Raw genomic sequence first — 18,672 nt, forward strand, 5'->3', positions numbered from 1 at the left:
CATGGCTTAATTAACGGCGATGCAGATTTATTTGACCGCGCAATAATAGCTGATAATTAAAAATGCGTGAATATTTTTATACTGGCCCTTCGCATGAAGAGCCAGTGAGGGAGTAAACCGCGCCTTAACGGCCAGCGTTCTTCATGATACGGGCTTTATCAACCGCCCATTCGCGATCTTTAACGTCGGTACGCTTATCATGCTGCTTCTTACCTTTCGCCACGCCAATTTTCACCTTGCACCAGGCGTTCTTCCAGTACAGGGACAGGGCGATGACGGTGTAGCCGTCCCGGCTAACGCTGCCGAAGAGGTTATCCAGCTCGCGCTTGTTCAGCAGCAGTTTACGGGTACGCGTTGGATCGCAGACTACGTGGCTCGAGGCCACGTTCAGCGGGGTGAAGTTGGCGCCAAAAAGATAAGCTTCGCCATCTTTAAAGATAACGTAGCTGTCGCCGATGTTCGCCTTCCCGGCGCGCAATGATTTTACTTCCCAGCCCTGCAGCGCAAGGCCCGCTTCAATCTCTTCTTCGATAAAGTATTCGTGGCGGGCACGCTTGTTTAGCGCAATGGTGGCTGAGCCTGGTTTGTGTGCTTTTTTCTTAGTCATAGTGCTGCTCAGTATACGTAATCCAGGAGTTCAAAGACACCCCGCAGCCTGCGCGAGGAGGAAGCGCTTATCTTAGCATGAGCGGCAGAGAGTTTTTGTTTGCGCGGTGATAAATGTTATTATTTGTCCGATTTATGACTCCCAGGAATTGTTATGCCGCAGATTAGCCGTACTGCGTTGGTGCCCTACAGCGCCGAGCAGATGTACAAGTTAGTGAACGACGTGAAGTCCTACCCGGAATTTTTACCTGGCTGTACCGGTAGCAGGGTGATAGACGCCTCGGCTAATCAGATGACGGCGGCGGTAGACGTTTCAAAAGCCGGGATAAGCAAAACGTTTACTACCCGTAATACGCTTACCGACAATCAGACCATCCTGATGCAGCTGGTGGACGGGCCGTTCAAGAAACTGATGGGCGGCTGGAAGTTCACCCCGCTGAGTGAAGACGCCTGCCGGATTGAGTTCCAGCTTGATTTTGAATTTACCAATAAGCTGATTGAGCTGGCCTTTGGCCGCATCTTTAAAGAGCTGGCGGGCAACATGGTTCAGGCATTCACTACCCGCGCCAAAGAGGTTTACCGTGTCGCGTGAGATTCAGGTAGAGGTAATTTATGCCCTGCCGCAGAAGCAGTACCTGCGCCAGGTTAAGCTTGAGGAAGGCAGCACGGTGGAGCAGGCGATTATCGCCTCCGGCCTGCTCGAGCTTCGCGACGATATCGACCTGAAGCAGAACAAAGTGGGTATTTATAGCCGTCCGGTGAAGTTGGGCGATAAGGTGAATGACGGCGATCGGGTTGAGATTTACCGCCCGCTGATTGCCGACCCTAAAGAGCTACGTCGCCAGCGAGCAGAGCGCTCCGCCCAGAAATAATCCTGCTTTCAAGCATAAAAAAGCCGCTTTCGCGGCTTTTTTTTGTCCATTGAGTAAACCTACTCCCCTTTGGTCAGGGCTGGTTTGTTGTCAATGTTGGTCAGCACGCCGCCGCTGTTGAAGGTCAGGGTCAGCGTCTGCTGAGTCACGTTCTCGTGGCCTGGCTGCTGGCGGAAGACGTAGAACCAGGTATTGGTGCCGAACGGATCGGACATCATTGGCGTACCCAGCGTGTAGGCAACCTGCTGCTGCGTCATACCGACGCGGAGCTTGGAGACGTCATTCGGTGCCAGATAGTTACCCTGGTTGATGTCTGGGCGGTAAACCACTCGCTCCAGAGTGGAACAGCCTGCGGTCAACATCAGAAGAACCGCTGCGGCAGCAGTCAGCATTTTACAACGCATAGTGATTTGATTCCTTTTCGGGCCCGAGTAGTGCGTGGCTCATTCGTATTATGCCGATGATAATAGACCTTTAAGCAGTTTAAAACCTTAAGGCGCTCAACTCTGACAGTGGGAGCGTAAAAAAGTTGGCTGAAAAGGGGGCAGAAAGGCAGATTACTGAATGGGGTGGTCGTTTTTTGCACGATGCGCGGCATGCAATATACCGCGCATCGTAAAGCGTTATGCGGCCAGCAGCTCTTTGGCGTTCGCCAGAGTATTGCGGGTCACCTCGCTACCGCCGAGCAGACGGGCAAGCTCCTGCAGGCGAGAACGTTTGTCCAGCGGCTGCATATGGGTTTCCGTCATTTCGCCATCGGTTTCCTTGCTGACGAAGAAGTGATGGTGACCACAGCCGGCAACCTGAGGCAGGTGAGTGACACACATCACCTGCGTAGATTCGCCCAGCTGGCGCAGCAGTTTACCTACCACCGCGGCGGTAGGGCCGCTGATCCCCACGTCTACTTCATCGAAGATCAGCGCCGGCGTTTCCATTTTACGAGCGGTAATCACCTGAATCGCCAGCGCAATACGAGACAGCTCGCCGCCAGACGCCACTTTCGCCAGCGGCTGAAGCGGCTGGCCGGGGTTGGTGCTGACGCGGAAATCAATGCGGTCCGCACCCTCGGCGGTCAGGTGGTTTTCGTTAAAGTCGACATTTATGGCAAGTTTACCGTGCGGCATCGACAGGGAATGCATGCTCTCGGTGATCAGCTGGCACAGTTCATTGGCGTGTTTTACCCGACTTTGGTGCAGCGAGCTGGCTACGGAAAGCGCCTGCTGGTGGTGCAGCGCAACGGCCTGCAGTAATTCTTCCAGCGAGCCGGTCTGGTCATCCAGTAGCTGCTGTTCATCGAGCAGTTTCTGATGGAAGGCCGGCAGTTCTTCTGGCGTGATGTGGTGCTTACGCGCCAGGGAGATCTGGCGGGAGATACGTTGTTCCAGTTCGTACAGGCGGTTTGGATCCAGATCCAACCGATCGCAGTAATGACGCAGTTCGTCGCTGGCTTCGGAGATCTGAATCGCGGCTTCTTCCAGCATATTCAGTACGCCAGAGAGCTTATCGTCCATGCTCACCAGCTCGCCCATTAGATGGCGCACGGTGTGCAGCTGGTTTTGTAAATTCGTTTCTTCGCCGTCGGCCAGCACGTCAAGCGCCTGCTGGCTGGTAGAGAGCAGCTGGCCGCTGTTGGCGAGGCGTTTGTACTCTTCGTCGATCAGCTCAAACTCACCGGCGACGGGGGAAAACTCGTTCAGCTCTTTCAACTGATAGTGCAGCAGTTCCGCTTTGGCTGAGCGCTCCTGCGCCAGCTGTTGGTGCTGCGCCAGCGTGCGGCAGCTCTGGTGCCATTCACGATAGCGCTCCGCCATTTGCAGGGTCAGCGCCTGTTCACCGGCATAGCCGTCCAGCAGCGTTTTTTGATGCTCGGGTTTGAGCAGCAGCTGGTGCGCGTGCTGGCCATGAATCTGGATGAGCAACTGGCCGAGATCGCGCAGTTGGGAAAGGGGAACAGCGGTGCCGTTGATGAAACCGCGGGAGCGGCCATCGCTGCTGATGACGCGACGCAGCAGGCATTCACTGCCGTCTTCCAGCTGGTTTTCTTCCAGCCAGCGCAGCGCCGCCGGAGTGTCTTTCAGAGAGAAGCGGGCGCAGAGATCCGCACGGTTTGCACCAGAACGCACCATATCCGCTTCCGCGCGACCGCCCAGGCACAGGCCCAGCGCATCTATGGCAATAGATTTACCGGCACCGGTTTCCCCGGTGATGGCCGTCATCCCGTGATGAAAGTCGATTTCGAGTTCACGAACGATAGCGAAGTTACTGATGGTGAGTTGAGCGAGCATAGCCACCTTCCTGTATGAACTCGTCATACTTCAAGCTGCAGGGGTGTTGGCTGCTTTCACTTACCCCAGTCACTTACTCAAGTAAGCTCCTGGGGATGCACTCTCTTGCCGCCTGGCTGCAACTCGAATTATTTAGAGTTCGATTTGGTTACTGTGTTTTCATACAGTATAAACTGGTTTTATATACAGTAAAGTGGCCAGGTGGTTTTTTAGAACAATTTTTTCGACCAGCCGAGCTTCGAGCTTAATGTGTTGAAATAGCTGTAGTCTTTCGGGTGAATCAGATTGAGATGATAGTCGCAGCGGCGAATGAGCACGTCCTCACCTTCCTGTATCGGCAACGCAATCTGGCTGTCACAGCTGATTTCAAGGTCGCTGCGCATGTGGGAAAAACGCAGACGAATGGTGCTGCTGCTGTTGATGACCAGCGGGCGAGCCGAAAGCGTGTGCGGGAACATCGGCACGAGCGTTATTGCATCCAGCGACGGCGTCAGGATTGGGCCACCGGCTGAAAGCGAATAGGCGGTTGAGCCGGTCGGCGTGGAGATAATCAGCCCGTCAGAGCGCTGGGAGAAGGCAAAGATTTCGTCGATGTAAACTTCGAACTCAATCATATGCGCGACTTTACCGGGGTGCAGCACCACTTCGTTTATCGCCGTACTGAGGCGCGTGGGCGTATCGTGCTGGCAGACCTGAGCCTCCAGCAAAAAGCGGCGTTCGGTAATGTAGTGCCCCTCGAGCACGTCCGCCAGCTGCTGCTGGGCGTTGTCCGGGTCGAGGTCGGTCAGGAAGCCTAAATTGCCGCGGTTGATGCCGATAACCTTGATGTCATAGCGAGCCAGTACTCGCGCCGCGCCCAGCATGTTGCCATCCCCGCCAACCACCACGGCCAAATCAGCCTGCTGGCCAATCTCCGCCAGCGTGCCGGTTTTTACCTGCTTGAGGTTAAGCTCCTGGGCGATTTGCTGTTCCACCATCACTTCATAACCTTTGGCGCACAGCCAGCGATAGAGCATTTCATGCGTGGTCAGGGCGGTGGGGTGACGCGGGTGCCCGACGATACCGATGCAGTTGAAATGTTTGTTCATTATCCTGGTGGTCCTTATTCGCAGAGGTTCCTGCGACAATATGACAGGTTCCCTTGAAACCCTGAAACTGATCCCCATAATAAGCGAAGCAGCGAGATGAATGCTAAAAACGCGGAGAATTTCATGAGTAGTAAAGAACAGAAAACACCTAACGAGCAAGCCCCGGAAGATATCGCCATGGATCAGCACGAAGAAGTCGAGGCCGTAGAAGGTGCCGATGTCGTGGATCCGCGCGACGAAGAGATTGCCAATCTGCAGGCTCAGCTGGCTGAAATGAAGCAGCGCGAGCGTGAGATTGAGCCTCGCCATCAGGCTGACTTAGCTAACCTGCGTCGCCGCACCGAACAGGATATCGAGAAAGCGCACAAGTTCGCCCTGGAGAAATTCGTGAACGAACTGCTGCCGGTTATCGACAGCCTGGATCGCGCGCTGGAAGTGGCCGACAAGTCCAACCCGGATTTAGCCCCAATGATCGAAGGCATTGAGCTGACCCAGAAGTCGATGCTGGATGTGGTTCGCAAGTTCGGCGTGGAAGTGGTGGGCGAGACTAACGTGCCGTTTAATCCGGACGTGCATCAGGCCATTGCGATGGTTGAATCTGCCGACGTTGCGCCAAATAACGTGCTGATGGTGATGCAGAAAGGCTATACCCTGAACGGCCGTACTATTCGCGCCGCGATGGTTTCCGTAGCGAAAGCCTGATCCGTTGCCCGAAGTAAAAAGCCAGCCCTGCGGCTGGCTTTTTTACGTCTATTGCTCAACGCTTTGCCGCAACGGCTTCACCGGCGTGACGCGTACCTGCTTAATCATGTTGTCCTGAACGTCGAGAATATCGATGTCGTACTGGCTCAGGCGGATACGGGTCCCGGCCGCCGGTATTTCCTGAATCTCTTCCAGGATCATGCCGTTGACCGTACGCGCGTCGTCTTCCGGCAGCGTCCAGTTGAAGGCTTTGTTAAGTTCACGGACGTTGGCACTGCCTTCGATAATGACCGAGCCGTCGTTTTGCGGTGTCACTTCTTCAGCAAGCGAGGGGGACATTGAGGTGGTGAAGTCACCCACAATTTCCTCAAGAATATCCTCTACCGTGACCAGCCCCTGAATATCGCCGTATTCGTCCACGACCAGGCCGACTTTCTTTTTGTTGCGCTGGAATTTCACCAACTGCACGCTCAGCGGCGTGCCTTCCGGCACGAAGTAAATCTCGTCGGCGGAGCGCAACATCACCTCTTTGGTGAACTCTTTCTTCTCGGTCATCAGGCGGTAGGCTTCACGTACGCGCAGCATGCCGATGGCATCATCCAGGCTGTCGCGGTACAAGACGATGCGGCCGTGCGGGGAGTGGGTCAGCTGGCGGACGATGGATTTCCAGTCGTCATTAATATTGATGCCGACGATTTCGTTTCGCGGCACCATGATGTCGTCAACGCTGACTTTTTCCAGGTCCAGTACCGAGAGCAGCATGTCCTGGTTACGCCGTGAAATCTGCGAGCGTGATTCATGCACGATGGTGCGTAGCTCATCTTTGCTGAGCGCGGTGCTGATGATGTTATCGACCTTAATCCCGACCATACGCATCAGCAGGCGGGTAATGGTGTTGAGCAGCCAGACCAGCGGCATCATAAGGATCAGCAGCGGGCCGAGCAGCCAGCTACTTGGGTAAGCGACTTTTTCCGGGTACAGCGCGGCGATGGTTTTAGGCAAAACTTCGGCAAACACCAGCACGACGAACGTCAGTACCCCGGTGGCAATCGCCACGCCCGCGTTGCCGTAAAGGCGAATGCCGACGATGGTTGCCAGCGCGGAAGCAAGAATATTGACCAGGTTGTTCCCGATTAACACGAGGCTAATCAGGCGGTCCGGTTTACGCAGCAATTTTTCAACGCGCTTCGCTGCCCGGTTGCCCTGTTTGGCGCGGTGACGCAGGCGGTAGCGGTTTAGCGTCATCATGCCGGTTTCTGAACCGGAGAAGTACGCTGACACCACCACCATGATGATCAGGGTGACGATCAGCGTGGTGGTTGAAATGTGTTCCAAAAGAGGTTCCTTTAAAGAGAAGGGGTTAGCTAACGAACTGCTGCAGGACGCGGCTGCCGAAATAGGCGAGCGTTAGAATGCCCGCGCCGGCAACGTTAAACCAGACAACGCGACGGCCGCGCCAACCTTCATGATAGTGTCCCCACAGCAAAACGACGTAGACAAACCAGGCAAGAATCGACAGCACGGCTTTATCGACGTTCTCCATGCTGAACAGATTCTTCATGTAAAACAGGCCGGTGCATAGCGTCAGGGTCAGCAGAACCACGCCAACCTGGGTGATGTGAAACATTTTACGCTCGATAACCATTAGCGGCGGCATTTCTGCACTGAACGCCAGCTTTTTGTTTTTCAACTGGTAGTCAATCCACGCGAGCTGTAAAGCGTACAGGGCGGCGATGATAAGCGTCGCGTAGGAGAAGAGCGACAGGCCAATGTGCACCATCATTCCCGGCGTCGCTTCGAGATGGGTGATAAATTCATTGGGCATAAAGGTCGCCAGCGCCAGATTTATCAGCGCGAAGGCGTAAACAATTGGCAACAGCAGCCAGCCGCGATTGCGGGAGGCGACAATCGTCATCACCGTACAAATCATCAGGCTGACGAGAGAACCCACGTTCAGCAGGCTAAGATTTTGCCCGCCGTCGACGGTGAAGAAACGGGCTTCCAGCGCCAGCGCATGGCTAACCAACGCGATAGCTGCGGATAAAATGGCAAAGCGTCGCCATCCGCTGTTCTTCCGCAGAAGACCGGGAATGATCAGCGCGAGGCTGACGGAGTAGGCTACAAGCGCAAGAATGGCGAAAACGGGCATATTAAGGTGTCGGTCAAATTGGCCAGAGAACGAAAAAGTCAGTATAACGTTACCTGTCGCCTGCTCCAACCGTTGGATCACACCCGAGGCGGCTTCATGATATAATCCGCCAAATTCAGTTTTGTGTCGCGAGCTGCGGCCCCAGTTACCACGTTAGGCAAAATACCATGTTTGATAATTTAACAGACCGTCTGTCGCGTACCCTGCGCAATATTAGCGGCCGTGGGCGGCTAACCGAAGAAAACGTTAAAGAGACGCTGCGCGAAGTGCGCATGGCCCTGCTGGAAGCGGACGTTGCGCTGCCGGTGGTGCGTGATTTTATCAGCCGCGTAAAAGAAAAAGCGGTTGGTCATGAAGTCAACAAAAGCCTGACGCCGGGCCAGGAGTTCGTCAAAATCGTTCGCGCTGAACTGGTTTCCGCGATGGGCGAAGAGAACAGCAGCCTGAACCTGGCGGCGCAGCCACCGGCCGTTGTACTGATGGCGGGCCTGCAGGGCGCGGGTAAAACGACCAGCGTCGCTAAGTTAGGTAAGTTCCTGCGCGAAAAGCAGAAGAAAAAAGTGTTAGTGGTTTCGGCGGACGTTTATCGCCCGGCGGCGATTAAACAGCTGGAAACTCTGGCCCAGCAGGTTGAGGTGGATTTCTTCCCGTCCGACGCTCAGCAAAAACCGGTCGACATTGTTAACGCCGCGCTGAAAGAAGCGAAGCTGAAGTTCTACGACGTGCTGCTGGTGGATACCGCCGGTCGTCTGCACGTCGACGAAGCAATGATGGACGAAATCAAACAGGTTCATGCCGCGATTAAACCGGTAGAAACGCTGTTTGTGGTCGATGCAATGACCGGTCAGGATGCGGCCAATACCGCGAAGGCGTTCAGCGAAGCGCTGCCGCTGACCGGGGTAGTACTGACCAAAGTAGACGGTGACGCCCGCGGTGGTGCTGCGCTGTCGATTCGCCATATCACCGGTAAGCCAATCAAGTTCCTTGGCGTTGGCGAGAAAACCGAAGCGCTGGAGCCGTTCCACCCGGACCGTATCGCTTCCCGTATTCTCGGCATGGGCGACGTGCTGTCGCTGATTGAAGATATTGAAAGTAAGGTTGACCGCGCGCAGGCTGAAAAGCTTGCCACCAAGCTGAAAAAAGGCGACGGCTTCGACCTGACCGACTTCCTCGAACAGCTTAAGCAGATGAAAAACATGGGCGGCATGGCGAGCATGATGAGCAAGCTGCCGGGCATGGGCCAGCTGCCGGACAACGTCAAATCCCAGATGGACGACAAAGTTTTGGTGCGCATGGAGGCGATTATCAGCTCGATGACGCTGAAAGAACGTGCCCAGCCGGAAATTATTAAAGGTTCCCGTAAGCGCCGTATCGCGCAGGGTTCCGGCATGCAGGTGCAGGACGTTAACCGCTTACTGAAGCAGTTTGACGACATGCAGCGCATGATGAAGAAAATGAAGAAAGGCGGAATGGCCAAAATGATGCGCGGCATGAAAGGCATGATGCCGCCAGGTTTCCCAAGCCGTTAAGCTCTTTTCGATTGCTTTTTACGCCGAAATGAGTAAAATTTTCGGGCTTTTAATATGACTCCGGGCTCCATCCCTCGATGGGGCCCGGCGTTTTATTCACTAAAGAGGATGTTATGGTAACTATTCGTTTAGCACGTCACGGCGCTAAAAAGCGTCCGTTCTACCAGGTTGTCGTTACTGATAGCCGTAATGCACGTAACGGTCGCTTCATTGAGCGCGTTGGTTTCTTCAACCCTATCGCTAACGAGAAAGAAGAAGGCGTTCGCCTGGATCTGGATCGCGTAGCTCATTGGGTTGGCCAGGGCGCAACCGTTTCTGATCGCGTTGCTGCGCTGATCAAAGAAGCTAAGAAAGCAGCTTAATCTGTCACGGTGGTCATGATGAGCAAGCAACTCGCCGCACAGGCTCCTGTTAACCCAATCGTGTTGGGCAAGATGGGCTCCTCCTACGGTATTCGTGGTTGGCTCAGAGTGTTTTCCTCCACCGAAGACGCCGAAAGCATTTTTGACTACCAGCCCTGGTTTATCCAGCGCGGCGGTCAGTGGCAGCAAGTACAGCTGGAAAGCTGGAAGCACCACAATCAGGATCTGGTCATCAAGCTGCAAGGCGTTGACGATCGGGATGCCGCGAATCTTCTGACCAATTGCGAAATTGTCGTGGATTCAACGCAACTGCCGGCTCTTGACGCAGGTGACTATTACTGGAAAGACCTTATGGGCTGCCAGGTAGTGACCACTCAGGGGTACCAGCTCGGTAAAGTCATCGATATGATGGAAACCGGCTCGAATGACGTTCTCGTCATCAAGGCAAACCTGAAGGATGCATTTGGCATCAAGGAGCGGCTGGTTCCGTTCCTCGATGGGCAGGTTATCAAGAAAGTCGATCTCGCTACTCAAACCATTGAAGTAGATTGGGATCCTGGTTTTTAAAACTCCGAAATCATACGGTAGTCGTTAGCATAGTGGGGATTGGCTTGTGTTTATTGGTGTCGTTAGCCTGTTTCCTGAGATGTTCCGCGCAATTACCGATTACGGGGTAACTGGCCGGGCAGTAAAAAATGGCCTGCTAAGCATTCAAAGCTGGAGTCCGCGTGACTTCACCTATGACCGGCACCGTACCGTGGACGATCGTCCTTACGGCGGCGGACCGGGAATGCTGATGATGGTGAATCCTTTGCGGGAAGCCATCCACGCAGCGAAAGCGGCGGCAGGAGAAGGTGCTAAGGTTATCTATCTTTCACCTCAGGGGCGCAAGCTTGATCAAGCGGGCGTCAGTGAACTGGCAACGAACGAGAAGTTAATTCTGGTTTGCGGCCGTTACGAAGGGATCGATGAGCGCGTGATCCAAACCGAAATTGACGAAGAATGGTCAATCGGCGATTACGTTCTCAGCGGCGGTGAGCTGCCAGCGATGACGCTGATTGACTCAGTCTCCCGGTTTATTCCGGGCGTGCTGGGACATGAAGCTTCGGCAACCGAAGATTCGTTTGCTGAAGGGCTGCTGGATTGTCCTCACTATACCCGTCCTGAAGTGTTGGATGGCATGGAAGTACCGGCGGTCTTACTGTCGGGGAACCATGCAGAGATTCGCCGTTGGCGCCTGAAACAGTCGCTGGGCCGTACCTGGCTTAGAAGACCTGAACTTTTGGAAAACCTGGCTCTGACTGAAGAGCAAGCAAGGTTGCTGGCGGAGTTCAAAAAAGAACACACGCAACAGCAACATAAACATGATGGGCAGGGTTAATCCTTCCCAAAGCCCCTAAATAGTTGGAGTTGCAGCAAGATGGCAAGCGAGTGAATCCCGATGAGCTTACTTTGGTAAGTGACTCGGGTGAAGGAGAGCAGCCAGCGCAGATGCAGCTTCAAATATGACGGGGATATATCAGTTTACCCAGGATAAGAGATAAATTATGAGCAACATTATTAAGCAACTTGAACAAGAACAGATGAAACAGGATGTACCTTCCTTCCGTCCGGGCGACTCCGTGGAAGTGAAAGTATGGGTCGTTGAAGGTTCTAAAAAACGTCTGCAGGCATTTGAGGGCGTGGTTATCGCTATCCGTAACCGCGGTCTGCACTCTGCATTCACTGTTCGTAAGATTTCTAACGGCGAAGGTGTTGAGCGTGTATTCCAGACTCACTCCCCAGTAATCGACAGCATTACTGTTAAACGTCGTGGTGCCGTTCGTAAAGCTAAACTGTACTACCTGCGTGAGCGTACTGGTAAGTCTGCTCGTATCAAAGAGCGTCTTAGCTAAGATTCGCTTAGGCGACATCCAAATAAAAGGGCTGCCATCTGGCAGCCCTTTTTTATGCGCTGAATTTGTTTAGATTATGGGGCGGTAATCACGACCGCGACGCGGCGGTTTTCGGCACGTCCCTCGCCGGTACTGTTGCTGGCAACCGGGTATTTCTTACCCAATCCTTGCGTGGTGAGGTTACTGCGCGGGATTTTAGCGCCTTCGGCCCAGGCATCCGCGACGATGTTCGCGCGCTTGAGAGAGAGCTGTTCATTGTAGCCGTCTTCGCCGTAGTTATCGGTGTGGCCATCAAGACGGGCGTGCTTCAGGCCGGTTGCTGAGAGCTTAGCGGCCATCGACTGAATGGTTTGATAGCTTTCAGGCTGTAGCTTGTACTGGTTTTTACCGAACAGAATTTTATCCGACAGCCCAAGCGACCAGCCGTCGTTTGACTCTGAGAAGCCGTAGGAGCGCATGGCGGCAACTTGCTCAGGGGAGAAGGTTGACGGTGGTGCCTGACAGCCGGTTAACAGGAATGAAAAGAGCATTGCTGGTGCAAATAAGCGCGAAGCTATCATAATGAATCCCTTTGGTGCTGTTTTGTAAGCAACTCACGCTGCTTGTGTTTTTCTATGTACATGTTGCGATCGGCCGTTTCCATGAGGGTTTCTGCTGACGTAATGTCTTTCGCGAGCGCGACGCCAACGCTTAGAGTCATGGTGACCCAGTGTTCGCCCGGTAAGAGAATCGGCTGCTCAATAATTTCCTTTAGCTGCTTTAGCACTCCTGCGGCCTGTCCTTCATTGCAGACTGCGTGAAGCAGCATGGCAAATTCATCTCCGCCGAGACGGAATGCAAGATGGCGGGTATTGGCAAACATCAGCAGCCGTTTTGCGACCTCAATAAGTACTGCATCGCCGGCAGCGTGCCCCCAGGTGTCGTTAATAAATTTGAAATTGTCGCCGTCCATAAATAGCAGCGCGCTGTTCTGGAGCGTATCGGCGTCCTCAATTAGCTTATCCAGCGCCGTACGGAAGGCTGCGCGATTTGCAAGTCCTGTCAGCGGATCCTGAAGGGCAGTTTTTTGCAGCGACGCGTTCTTCAGCTGCAGCTGTCTTTGCCACTCTTCCATCTCGTCCAGCAGACTATTGAAGTCCAGGGCAAAAAGGTGAAACTCTTCAATCTTTTCCGGCGACACGCGGCGAGAAAAGTTACGGTTACTGCGGACGTCGTGAACAACGTCGGTAATATTCTGCAAAGCGGCGTCGATATCACCGTGCAGATGGCGTGAAATACCCAATGCGATAATGGAGGCAAGCAAAATGCAGGCCGTCAGCACGCCTAGCGAAAGCCAGACGAACAGGGTAACGGTGGCATCTGTGCCTATGAGGCGCATTTCACCGATGATTTTGCCGTTGTGCCAAATCGGCTGTCTTATAGGGTGAGGGTAAAGCCACCGCGTGACCAGGCCGCCAACCATGTCATGTTGAGACGGCTTATCTGCCTGCCAGTGGGTCAGTTCCCTGCCTTCAGAATCTACCACCTTCGCGGCGGTGAATTGCCCTTGCCTGCCCAGCACCGAAAGGGTTTCATTGGCGGAGGCACTGTCGCGGAAAACAACGGCAGCCTCCAGGCTGTGGCTCACGGTTACCGCCAGTAACTCGAGGTTTTTTTGAGCGTATTGTTTTAGCGTCAGCATCGAGGCGACGGAAAGCAACAGCCAGACAATCAGCATGGCGACAACCACGCTAATGATGCTGATTCTGCGTAATGTTCCTTTAAACGTCGGACGTGACGAGGGGGTCAAATCCTTATTCATGACTATTATTCCCTGGCCGAGCCAGCAGTAATACATCCGGGCTAACCCTGACGCCGCTGCGCGTAAGGGCATCAAGGTTTACCGAAAAAGAAACTGCGTCATTATGAATATTCAGGCAGAAAGCGCTGCCAATTATGCATTGCGGGTTCTGCTCGGCAATTAACAATAAAGGTCGAGATTGATAACGTTCTATTAATTGCAACTGCTGTTGTGGTGACTCGTTACCAAAATAGATCCCGTCACACTGGGCTCTTAATGCCTCTTCGTCAGACTTAACGAGCAACGGTTGGAACGATATATCGCTATTTTTATCGCTTAGCGTGGCGGCATAGGCGGCGGTTGAGAAGATACACAGCTTGGGAAGCCCCTGCGTCTGGGGCCAGCGCGTATAGCTTACAATGCCGGAAACAATGGTGCGAACCTTGTCGGACAGTACCGGACTTGCCGGCGGTGAGGCCAGCGTTCTGGATATAAATAGCAGGCAGACGATAAACGTCGTAAATAAAGGCATCCCGCGAAAAATAGGCGAAGTTTTCACGCGCCACCAGCCCTAAAGCATCGTAGCCGCAGTAAACAGCTTTTATTATTTATGATGTCGCCGTTGAGCATATCACTCCTGCATAATCCCGTCATTCATTCCTGAGTGTGATGATATTCCTGATTATCAAAAATAATAACGAGAATAGCCCTGGAATGATGGCGTAAATCGTTATCCTTCTCCTCTTAAAAAATGTTCTCACGAGGATAATATCAGCATAGAAGGGGGAATGAATTTTTACGCGCTGTTTTGTATGTTAATGCAATTTTGCCCACAAAATACGCACTTTTATGCCGCGTGTAATTTAATGTTTACGGTTGTTGCGCTTTTAAGCGCTATTAAATCATTAGTGTAACGATTAATTTACGTATAATGGATTGCAATCTTTACTGTTGGCGGTTACAGTAAGTCCTCCTCCACGAGGAAACGACTATCGCAAACGAGCTAAACACAGGACTGCCATCATGCAAAAAGACGCGCTTAACAATGTTCATATCTCTGACGAACAAATACTCATCACTCCGGATCAGCTGAAAGCAGAGTTTCCACTCACCGCAGCGCAGGAAGCGCAAATTGAGCAATCACGTCAAACGATTTCCAACATTATTGCTGGCCGCGATCCGCGCCTGTTGGTTGTCTGTGGACCTTGCTCGATCCACGATCCGGAAGCCGCGATTGAATACGCTCGTCGTTTTAAAGCTCTGTCTGAACAAGTTAGCGATAGTCTGTACCTCGTGATGCGCGTCTATTTTGAAAAGCCTCGTACTACCGTTGGTTGGAAAGGGCTTATCAACGACCCGCATATGGATGGCTCGTTTGATGTGGAAGCAGGGCTGAAAATTGCGCGTCGCCTGCTGGTTGAGCTGGTTAGCCTTGGTCTGCCGCTGGCAACCGAGGCGCTGGATCCGAATAGCCCACAATACCTGGGCGACCTGTTTAGCTGGTCCGCAATCGGGGCTCGCACCACTGAGTCCCAGACTCACCGCGAAATGGCTTCTGGCCTTTCTATGCCGGTTGGTTTTAAAAATGGTACAGATGGCAGCCTGGGGACGGCGATTAACGCCATGCGCGCTGCCGCTATGCCGCACCGTTTCGTGGGCATTAACCAGGCCGGCCAGGTTTGCCTGCTGCAAACTCAGGGTAACCCGGATGGGCACGTGATTTTGCGCGGTGGCAAAGCCCCTAACTACAGCCCGGCGGACGTTGCCCAGTGTGAAGCCGAAATGCAGAAAGCAGGCCTGCGCCCGTCCTTGATGATAGATTGCAGCCATGGCAACTCAAACAAAGACTTCCGTCGTCAACCGGGCGTGGCAGAATCCGCCATTGCCCAGATTAAAGATGGTAACCGCTCTATTATTGGCCTGATGATTGAAAGTAATATCCACGAGGGTAATCAATCGTCAGAGCAGCCGCGTAGCGAAATGAAATACGGCGTGTCCGTGACCGATGCATGCATCGACTGGGAAACTACGGACAGCCTGCTGCGTGAGATCCACAAGGATCTGAGCGGTGTGCTGGCGGCTCGTCAGGCATAAGAGGTTTACTATGGTGGCTGAATTGACCGCGCTGCGCGATCAAATCGATGAAGTGGATAAAGCGCTACTGGATTTGCTGGCTAAGCGGCTGGAACTGGTAGCGGAAGTCGGCGAAGTGAAAAGCCGCTTCGGTTTACCGATTTATGTGCCGGAACGCGAAACTTCAATGCTGGCGTCGCGCCGTAAAGAAGCCGAAGCCTTAGGGGTTCCACCGGATTTAATTGAAGATGTTCTGCGCCGCGTGATGCGCGAGTCGTACTCCAGCGAGAACGACAAGGGTTTTAAAACCCTGCATCCTTCACTGCGTCCTGTGGTGATTGTGGGCGGTGGCGGCCAGATGGGGCGTCTGTTTGAAAAAATGCTGACGCTTTCTGGCTACCAGGTTCGCATTCTTGAAAAAGAGGACTGGGCCAACGCACCTGAGCTGTTGGCCGATGCGGGCATGGTGATTGTGAGCGTGCCGATTCACATCACCGAGCAGGTTATTGCCAGTCTGCCTCCGCTACCTGCGGACTGCATCCTGGTGGATCTGGCTTCGGTGAAGAATGGTCCGCTGCAGGCGATGCTTGCCGTGCACGCTGGCCCGGTATTGGGTTTGCACCCGATGTTTGGCCCGGACAGCGGCAGCCTGGCAAAACAGGTTGTGGTGTACTGCGATGGCCGCCAGCCGGAAGCTTACCAGTGGCTGCTGGAGCAGATTCAGGTTTGGGGCGCGCGTTTGCACCGCTCCAGCGCCGTGGAGCACGACCAGAATATGGCATTCATCCAGGCGCTGCGTCACTTTGCGACCTTCGCATATGGCCTGCATCTGGCGGAAGAAAACGTACAGCTGGAGCAGCTGCTGGCGCTGTCATCGCCGATTTATCGCCTTGAACTGGCGATGGTTGGCCGACTGTTTGCCCAGGATCCGCAGCTTTATGCCGATATTATTATGTCGTCAGAAAGCAATCTGGCGCTGATCAAGCGTTATTACAAACGCTTCGGCGAGGCGATTGGCCTGCTGGAACACGGCGACAAGCAGGCGTTTATCGACAGCTTCCGTAAAGTGGAGCACTGGTTCGGGGATTACGCTCAACGTTTCCAGAATGAGAGCCGCGTCCTGTTACGCCAGGCAAATGATAACCGCCAGTAAGTGGCAAAAGGTTTTATAATCAAAAGCCAGTGGGAGTTTGCCCGCTGGCTTTTTTGTTTGCCAAAAGGATACCTGAAATGGCTGAGCCGCAGCTGCTGTTCGACTATACCGGTCACTTACCCGAATGCCCTACGTGGAGCGCAGAAGAAGGCAGCCTCTATTGGACGGACATTCTTGAGAACGAAATCCACCGCTACCATCTTGCCAGCGGCAAACATGACGTTATTCAGTTTTCTGAAGAGGTGGGCTGCTTTGCCCTGCGTGAGTCCGGCGGGTTTATCGTGGCGATGCGCAGCGGAATCTGGCTAACCAATAAAACCGGGCTTATCGTGGGCAAAGTCTGTGATAACCCAAGTAACCCGGATTTGGCCCGTTTCAACGACGGCGGTACCGACAGGCAGGGGCGTTTTTACGCCGGCACGTTTTGGGGCCCCGGTGACTATAATGGCGCGTTACTTTGCCGGGTGGATAACGACCTGACGCCGCATGTGATTCAGCATGATATCCACGGCGCTAACGGGCTGGCATTTAGCGCGGATGGAAAATGGATGTATACCTCGGACACGCCAAATGCCGTGATTTACCGCACGCCGCTGGATGCCCATGGCGAGCCGGGCATACGTGAAGTCTTTAAGCGATTTGCCCAAGGCGAGGGCATGCCTGACGGCGCGGCGATGGACAGCGAAGGGCATTACTGGACGGCGCTGTTTGATGGCTACCGCATAGCGCGTATTTCTCCACAAGGGGAAATAGTGGAAGAGCACCGCTTGCCCGTGCGCTGCCCAACGATGGTCTGTTTTGGTGGCGATGATATGAAAACGCTATTTATCACCACGACCAGAGAAAACATGGACGATGAAGAAGTGGCTCGGTTACCGCTGTCTGGGGCGCTTTTCACCCTCCGCGTTGAAGTGGCCGGAATGGAAAAGCTGAAGTTTCGGGAAATGTGATTTATCCAGCCCGGTTGAAGCCGGGCTGGCATTGTTATCAGGCCGGGTCGACCGGTACTACGTTTTCGCTTGGGTAGCTGCCCAGTAGCTTCAGGGAGCGGGTGATTTCGCCCAGCTCTCGTAGCGCCTTACGCATAGCCTCATCTTTCAGGTTGGCCTGAATATCCAGATAAAACATCTCTTCCCACGGGTTGCCGTTGATTGGGCGTGATTCCAGCCTGGTCATGATCAGATTGTGGTTGCGTAAGACCAGTAACGCCTCTACCAGCGCACCGGCCTGCTGGCCAGTTGCCATCAGCAGAGTGGTTTTCGCGGGTACCTGATCGGACACTTCAACGGCCTTACGCGCCAGCACGATAAAGCGAGTAATGTTCTGGGTCTGATTTGCAAGGTTGCGTTCCAGCACCTGCAGGCCGTAAAGAGCGCCACCGGCTTCACTGCCCAGCGCGGCGACGTGAGGCGAGTTAGCCTGTGCGACTTTTTCCATCGCCGCAGAGGTGCTTTCCGTGTATTCAATTTTCCAGTGAGGATAGCGATTAATGAACTGGCTGCACTGCTGGAAAGGCTGAGGGTGACTGTAAACAGTCTGGATCTGCTCGAGGTCGGTAGAGCCGGAAACCAGCACGCAGTGGTCAATCGGCACCGTCATTTCGGCCACGATCGACAGGCTGGTGTGCTGCAACAGGTCGTAGACGTCGTTGATAGCCCCCGAGCTGGTGTTTTCAATCGGCACGACGGCGTAATCCGCCTGGCCGGTTTCCACCTGGTTGAAGATATCGTGGAATTTGGCGCAGCCGCTTTCGATGAACTGTTCAAAGTGTCGAGCGGCGTACTGGCGAGCGGCTAGGTGAGAGTAAGAGCCTTTAGGCCCAAGGAAAGCGACGCGGGCAGAGTGAGGGTTAGTTTTATTCAGGTGCTGCTGCAGCAAGGTCTGCTGGGTAAGAACTGAGTCTTCAATAATGAGCTGGAACAGGCGCGTGATGTAGTGGGCATCGAGATGGTGGTCTTTACCGAGGGTAATCAGGCGTTCCAGTAAGTCTCTTTCTCGATCGATATCGCGTACCGGGCGGTGAGAAGCGAGCTTTGCTTTGCCAACCTCAACCGCCAACAGGCGGCGCTCTGCCAGCAGGGCTAACAGCTTTTCATCCAGCGCGCTGATTTTATCGCGCAGGGCCAGCAACGGATTAATTTCGGTCATAACGCTACCTTTTCGATGTCCATAAAAAAA

The 18,672-nt window shown here is 53.8% G+C and carries 21 protein-coding genes and 1 other annotated feature (1 of these 22 cut by a window edge); of the genes, 11 read left to right on the top strand and 10 right to left on the bottom strand.

Annotated elements, in window-relative coordinates:
• Positions 1 to 124: 124 nt before the first annotated feature.
• A complete protein-coding gene (gene smpB / locus JT31_RS16835; RefSeq protein ID WP_038479670.1) occupies positions 125 to 607 on the bottom strand; it encodes an SsrA-binding protein SmpB in 483 nt (160 codons plus the stop codon).
• A gap of 153 nt (positions 608 to 760) precedes the next feature.
• Here smpB and JT31_RS16840 point away from each other — a divergent pair, with 153 nt between their 5' ends.
• On the top strand, positions 761 to 1,198 hold the full coding sequence (locus tag JT31_RS16840; RefSeq protein ID WP_038479681.1) for a type II toxin-antitoxin system RatA family toxin: 438 nt from the start codon (positions 761 to 763) through the stop codon (positions 1,196 to 1,198).
• Complete coding sequence (locus tag JT31_RS16845) at positions 1,188 to 1,478, top strand: RnfH family protein (protein WP_038479684.1); 291 nt, start codon at positions 1,188 to 1,190, stop codon at positions 1,476 to 1,478. Before JT31_RS16840 ends, JT31_RS16845 begins: the two co-directional genes overlap by 11 nt.
• A gap of 59 nt (positions 1,479 to 1,537) precedes the next feature.
• Here the strand turns inward: JT31_RS16845 and bamE are convergent, their stop codons facing one another.
• The 3 genes from bamE to nadK form a co-directional block, all read right to left on the bottom strand.
• Positions 1,538 to 1,882 (bottom strand): outer membrane protein assembly factor BamE, encoded by a 345-nt coding sequence (gene bamE / locus JT31_RS16850; protein WP_038479687.1) that lies wholly within the window; start codon positions 1,880 to 1,882, stop codon positions 1,538 to 1,540.
• A gap of 219 nt (positions 1,883 to 2,101) precedes the next feature.
• Complete coding sequence (recN, locus tag JT31_RS16855) at positions 2,102 to 3,763, bottom strand: DNA repair protein RecN (RefSeq protein WP_038479690.1); 1,662 nt, start codon at positions 3,761 to 3,763, stop codon at positions 2,102 to 2,104.
• A 209-nt stretch (positions 3,764 to 3,972) separates the two neighbouring features.
• Positions 3,973 to 4,851, bottom strand: a complete 879-nt coding sequence (nadK, locus tag JT31_RS16860; RefSeq protein WP_008458177.1) for an NAD(+) kinase — start codon at positions 4,849 to 4,851, stop codon at positions 3,973 to 3,975.
• Positions 4,852 to 4,974: 123 nt separating this feature from the next.
• Here nadK and grpE point away from each other — a divergent pair, with 123 nt between their 5' ends.
• Positions 4,975 to 5,553, top strand: coding sequence for a nucleotide exchange factor GrpE (gene grpE / locus JT31_RS16865; RefSeq protein WP_138089243.1), 579 nt, complete (start codon positions 4,975 to 4,977; stop codon positions 5,551 to 5,553).
• 48 nt (positions 5,554 to 5,601) lie between these two features.
• Here the strand turns inward: grpE and JT31_RS16870 are convergent, their stop codons facing one another.
• Both JT31_RS16870 and JT31_RS16875 read right to left on the bottom strand, forming a co-directional pair.
• Positions 5,602 to 6,888: an HlyC/CorC family transporter gene (locus JT31_RS16870; protein ID WP_038479696.1), complete on the bottom strand. Its 1,287-nt coding sequence runs from the start codon at positions 6,886 to 6,888 to the stop codon at positions 5,602 to 5,604.
• Positions 6,889 to 6,913: 25 nt separating this feature from the next.
• The gene (locus JT31_RS16875) at positions 6,914 to 7,702 is read right to left on the bottom strand and encodes a cytochrome C assembly family protein (RefSeq protein WP_038479699.1); all 789 of its coding nucleotides are present in this window, start codon (positions 7,700 to 7,702) and stop codon (positions 6,914 to 6,916) included.
• A gap of 167 nt (positions 7,703 to 7,869) precedes the next feature.
• Here JT31_RS16875 and ffh point away from each other — a divergent pair, with 167 nt between their 5' ends.
• The 5 genes from ffh (at position 7,870) to rplS (ending at position 11,488) form a co-directional block, all read left to right on the top strand.
• A complete protein-coding gene (gene ffh, locus JT31_RS16880) occupies positions 7,870 to 9,231 on the top strand; it encodes a signal recognition particle protein (RefSeq protein ID WP_038479702.1) in 1,362 nt (453 codons plus the stop codon).
• Between the two features lie 113 nt (positions 9,232 to 9,344).
• On the top strand, positions 9,345 to 9,593 hold the full coding sequence (gene rpsP / locus JT31_RS16885; protein WP_038479704.1) for a 30S ribosomal protein S16: 249 nt from the start codon (positions 9,345 to 9,347) through the stop codon (positions 9,591 to 9,593).
• An 18-nt stretch (positions 9,594 to 9,611) separates the two neighbouring features.
• A complete protein-coding gene (gene rimM / locus JT31_RS16890; protein WP_038479707.1) occupies positions 9,612 to 10,160 on the top strand; it encodes a ribosome maturation factor RimM in 549 nt (182 codons plus the stop codon).
• Between the two features lie 46 nt (positions 10,161 to 10,206).
• Positions 10,207 to 10,974, top strand: a complete 768-nt coding sequence (trmD, locus tag JT31_RS16895) for a tRNA (guanosine(37)-N1)-methyltransferase TrmD (RefSeq protein ID WP_038479710.1) — start codon at positions 10,207 to 10,209, stop codon at positions 10,972 to 10,974.
• 166 nt (positions 10,975 to 11,140) lie between these two features.
• Complete coding sequence (gene rplS, locus JT31_RS16900; protein WP_038479713.1) at positions 11,141 to 11,488, top strand: 50S ribosomal protein L19; 348 nt, start codon at positions 11,141 to 11,143, stop codon at positions 11,486 to 11,488.
• Positions 11,489 to 11,562: 74 nt separating this feature from the next.
• Here the strand turns inward: rplS and JT31_RS16905 are convergent, their stop codons facing one another.
• The 3 genes from JT31_RS16905 to JT31_RS16915 are packed head-to-tail and all read right to left on the bottom strand — an operon-like array spanning position 11,563 to position 13,800.
• A complete protein-coding gene (locus JT31_RS16905) occupies positions 11,563 to 12,018 on the bottom strand; it encodes an OmpA family protein (RefSeq protein ID WP_419177775.1) in 456 nt (151 codons plus the stop codon).
• Between the two features lie 26 nt (positions 12,019 to 12,044).
• A complete protein-coding gene (gene dgcN / locus JT31_RS16910; protein ID WP_038479720.1) occupies positions 12,045 to 13,289 on the bottom strand; it encodes a diguanylate cyclase DgcN in 1,245 nt (414 codons plus the stop codon).
• On the bottom strand, positions 13,282 to 13,800 hold the full coding sequence (locus tag JT31_RS16915; RefSeq protein WP_038483249.1) for a YfiR family protein: 519 nt from the start codon (positions 13,798 to 13,800) through the stop codon (positions 13,282 to 13,284). The genes dgcN and JT31_RS16915 overlap by 8 nt, the downstream gene beginning before the upstream one ends.
• 491 nt (positions 13,801 to 14,291) lie before the next feature.
• On the opposite strand from JT31_RS16915, the gene aroF reads away from it, so the two are divergent.
• From aroF to JT31_RS16930, 3 genes are all read left to right on the top strand, one after another.
• Entirely contained in the window at positions 14,292 to 15,362 is a 1,071-nt protein-coding gene (gene aroF / locus JT31_RS16920) for a 3-deoxy-7-phosphoheptulonate synthase AroF (RefSeq protein ID WP_038479723.1), read from the top strand.
• A gap of 10 nt (positions 15,363 to 15,372) precedes the next feature.
• Positions 15,373 to 16,494 (top strand): bifunctional chorismate mutase/prephenate dehydrogenase, encoded by a 1,122-nt coding sequence (gene tyrA / locus JT31_RS16925; RefSeq protein ID WP_038479726.1) that lies wholly within the window; start codon positions 15,373 to 15,375, stop codon positions 16,492 to 16,494.
• Between the two features lie 77 nt (positions 16,495 to 16,571).
• Positions 16,572 to 17,444 (top strand): SMP-30/gluconolactonase/LRE family protein, encoded by an 873-nt coding sequence (locus JT31_RS16930; RefSeq protein WP_038479729.1) that lies wholly within the window; start codon positions 16,572 to 16,574, stop codon positions 17,442 to 17,444.
• Positions 17,445 to 17,481: 37 nt separating this feature from the next.
• Here the strand turns inward: JT31_RS16930 and pheA are convergent, their stop codons facing one another.
• A complete protein-coding gene (gene pheA / locus JT31_RS16935) occupies positions 17,482 to 18,642 on the bottom strand; it encodes a bifunctional chorismate mutase/prephenate dehydratase (protein WP_038479732.1) in 1,161 nt (386 codons plus the stop codon).
• 21 nt (positions 18,643 to 18,663) lie between these two features.
• Positions 18,664 to 18,672: a sequence feature (Phe leader region), on the bottom strand (it continues 116 nt past the right edge of the window).

Source organism: Cedecea neteri, assembly GCF_000757825.1.
Taxonomy (GTDB): Bacteria; Pseudomonadota; Gammaproteobacteria; order Enterobacterales; family Enterobacteriaceae; genus Cedecea; species Cedecea selenatireducens.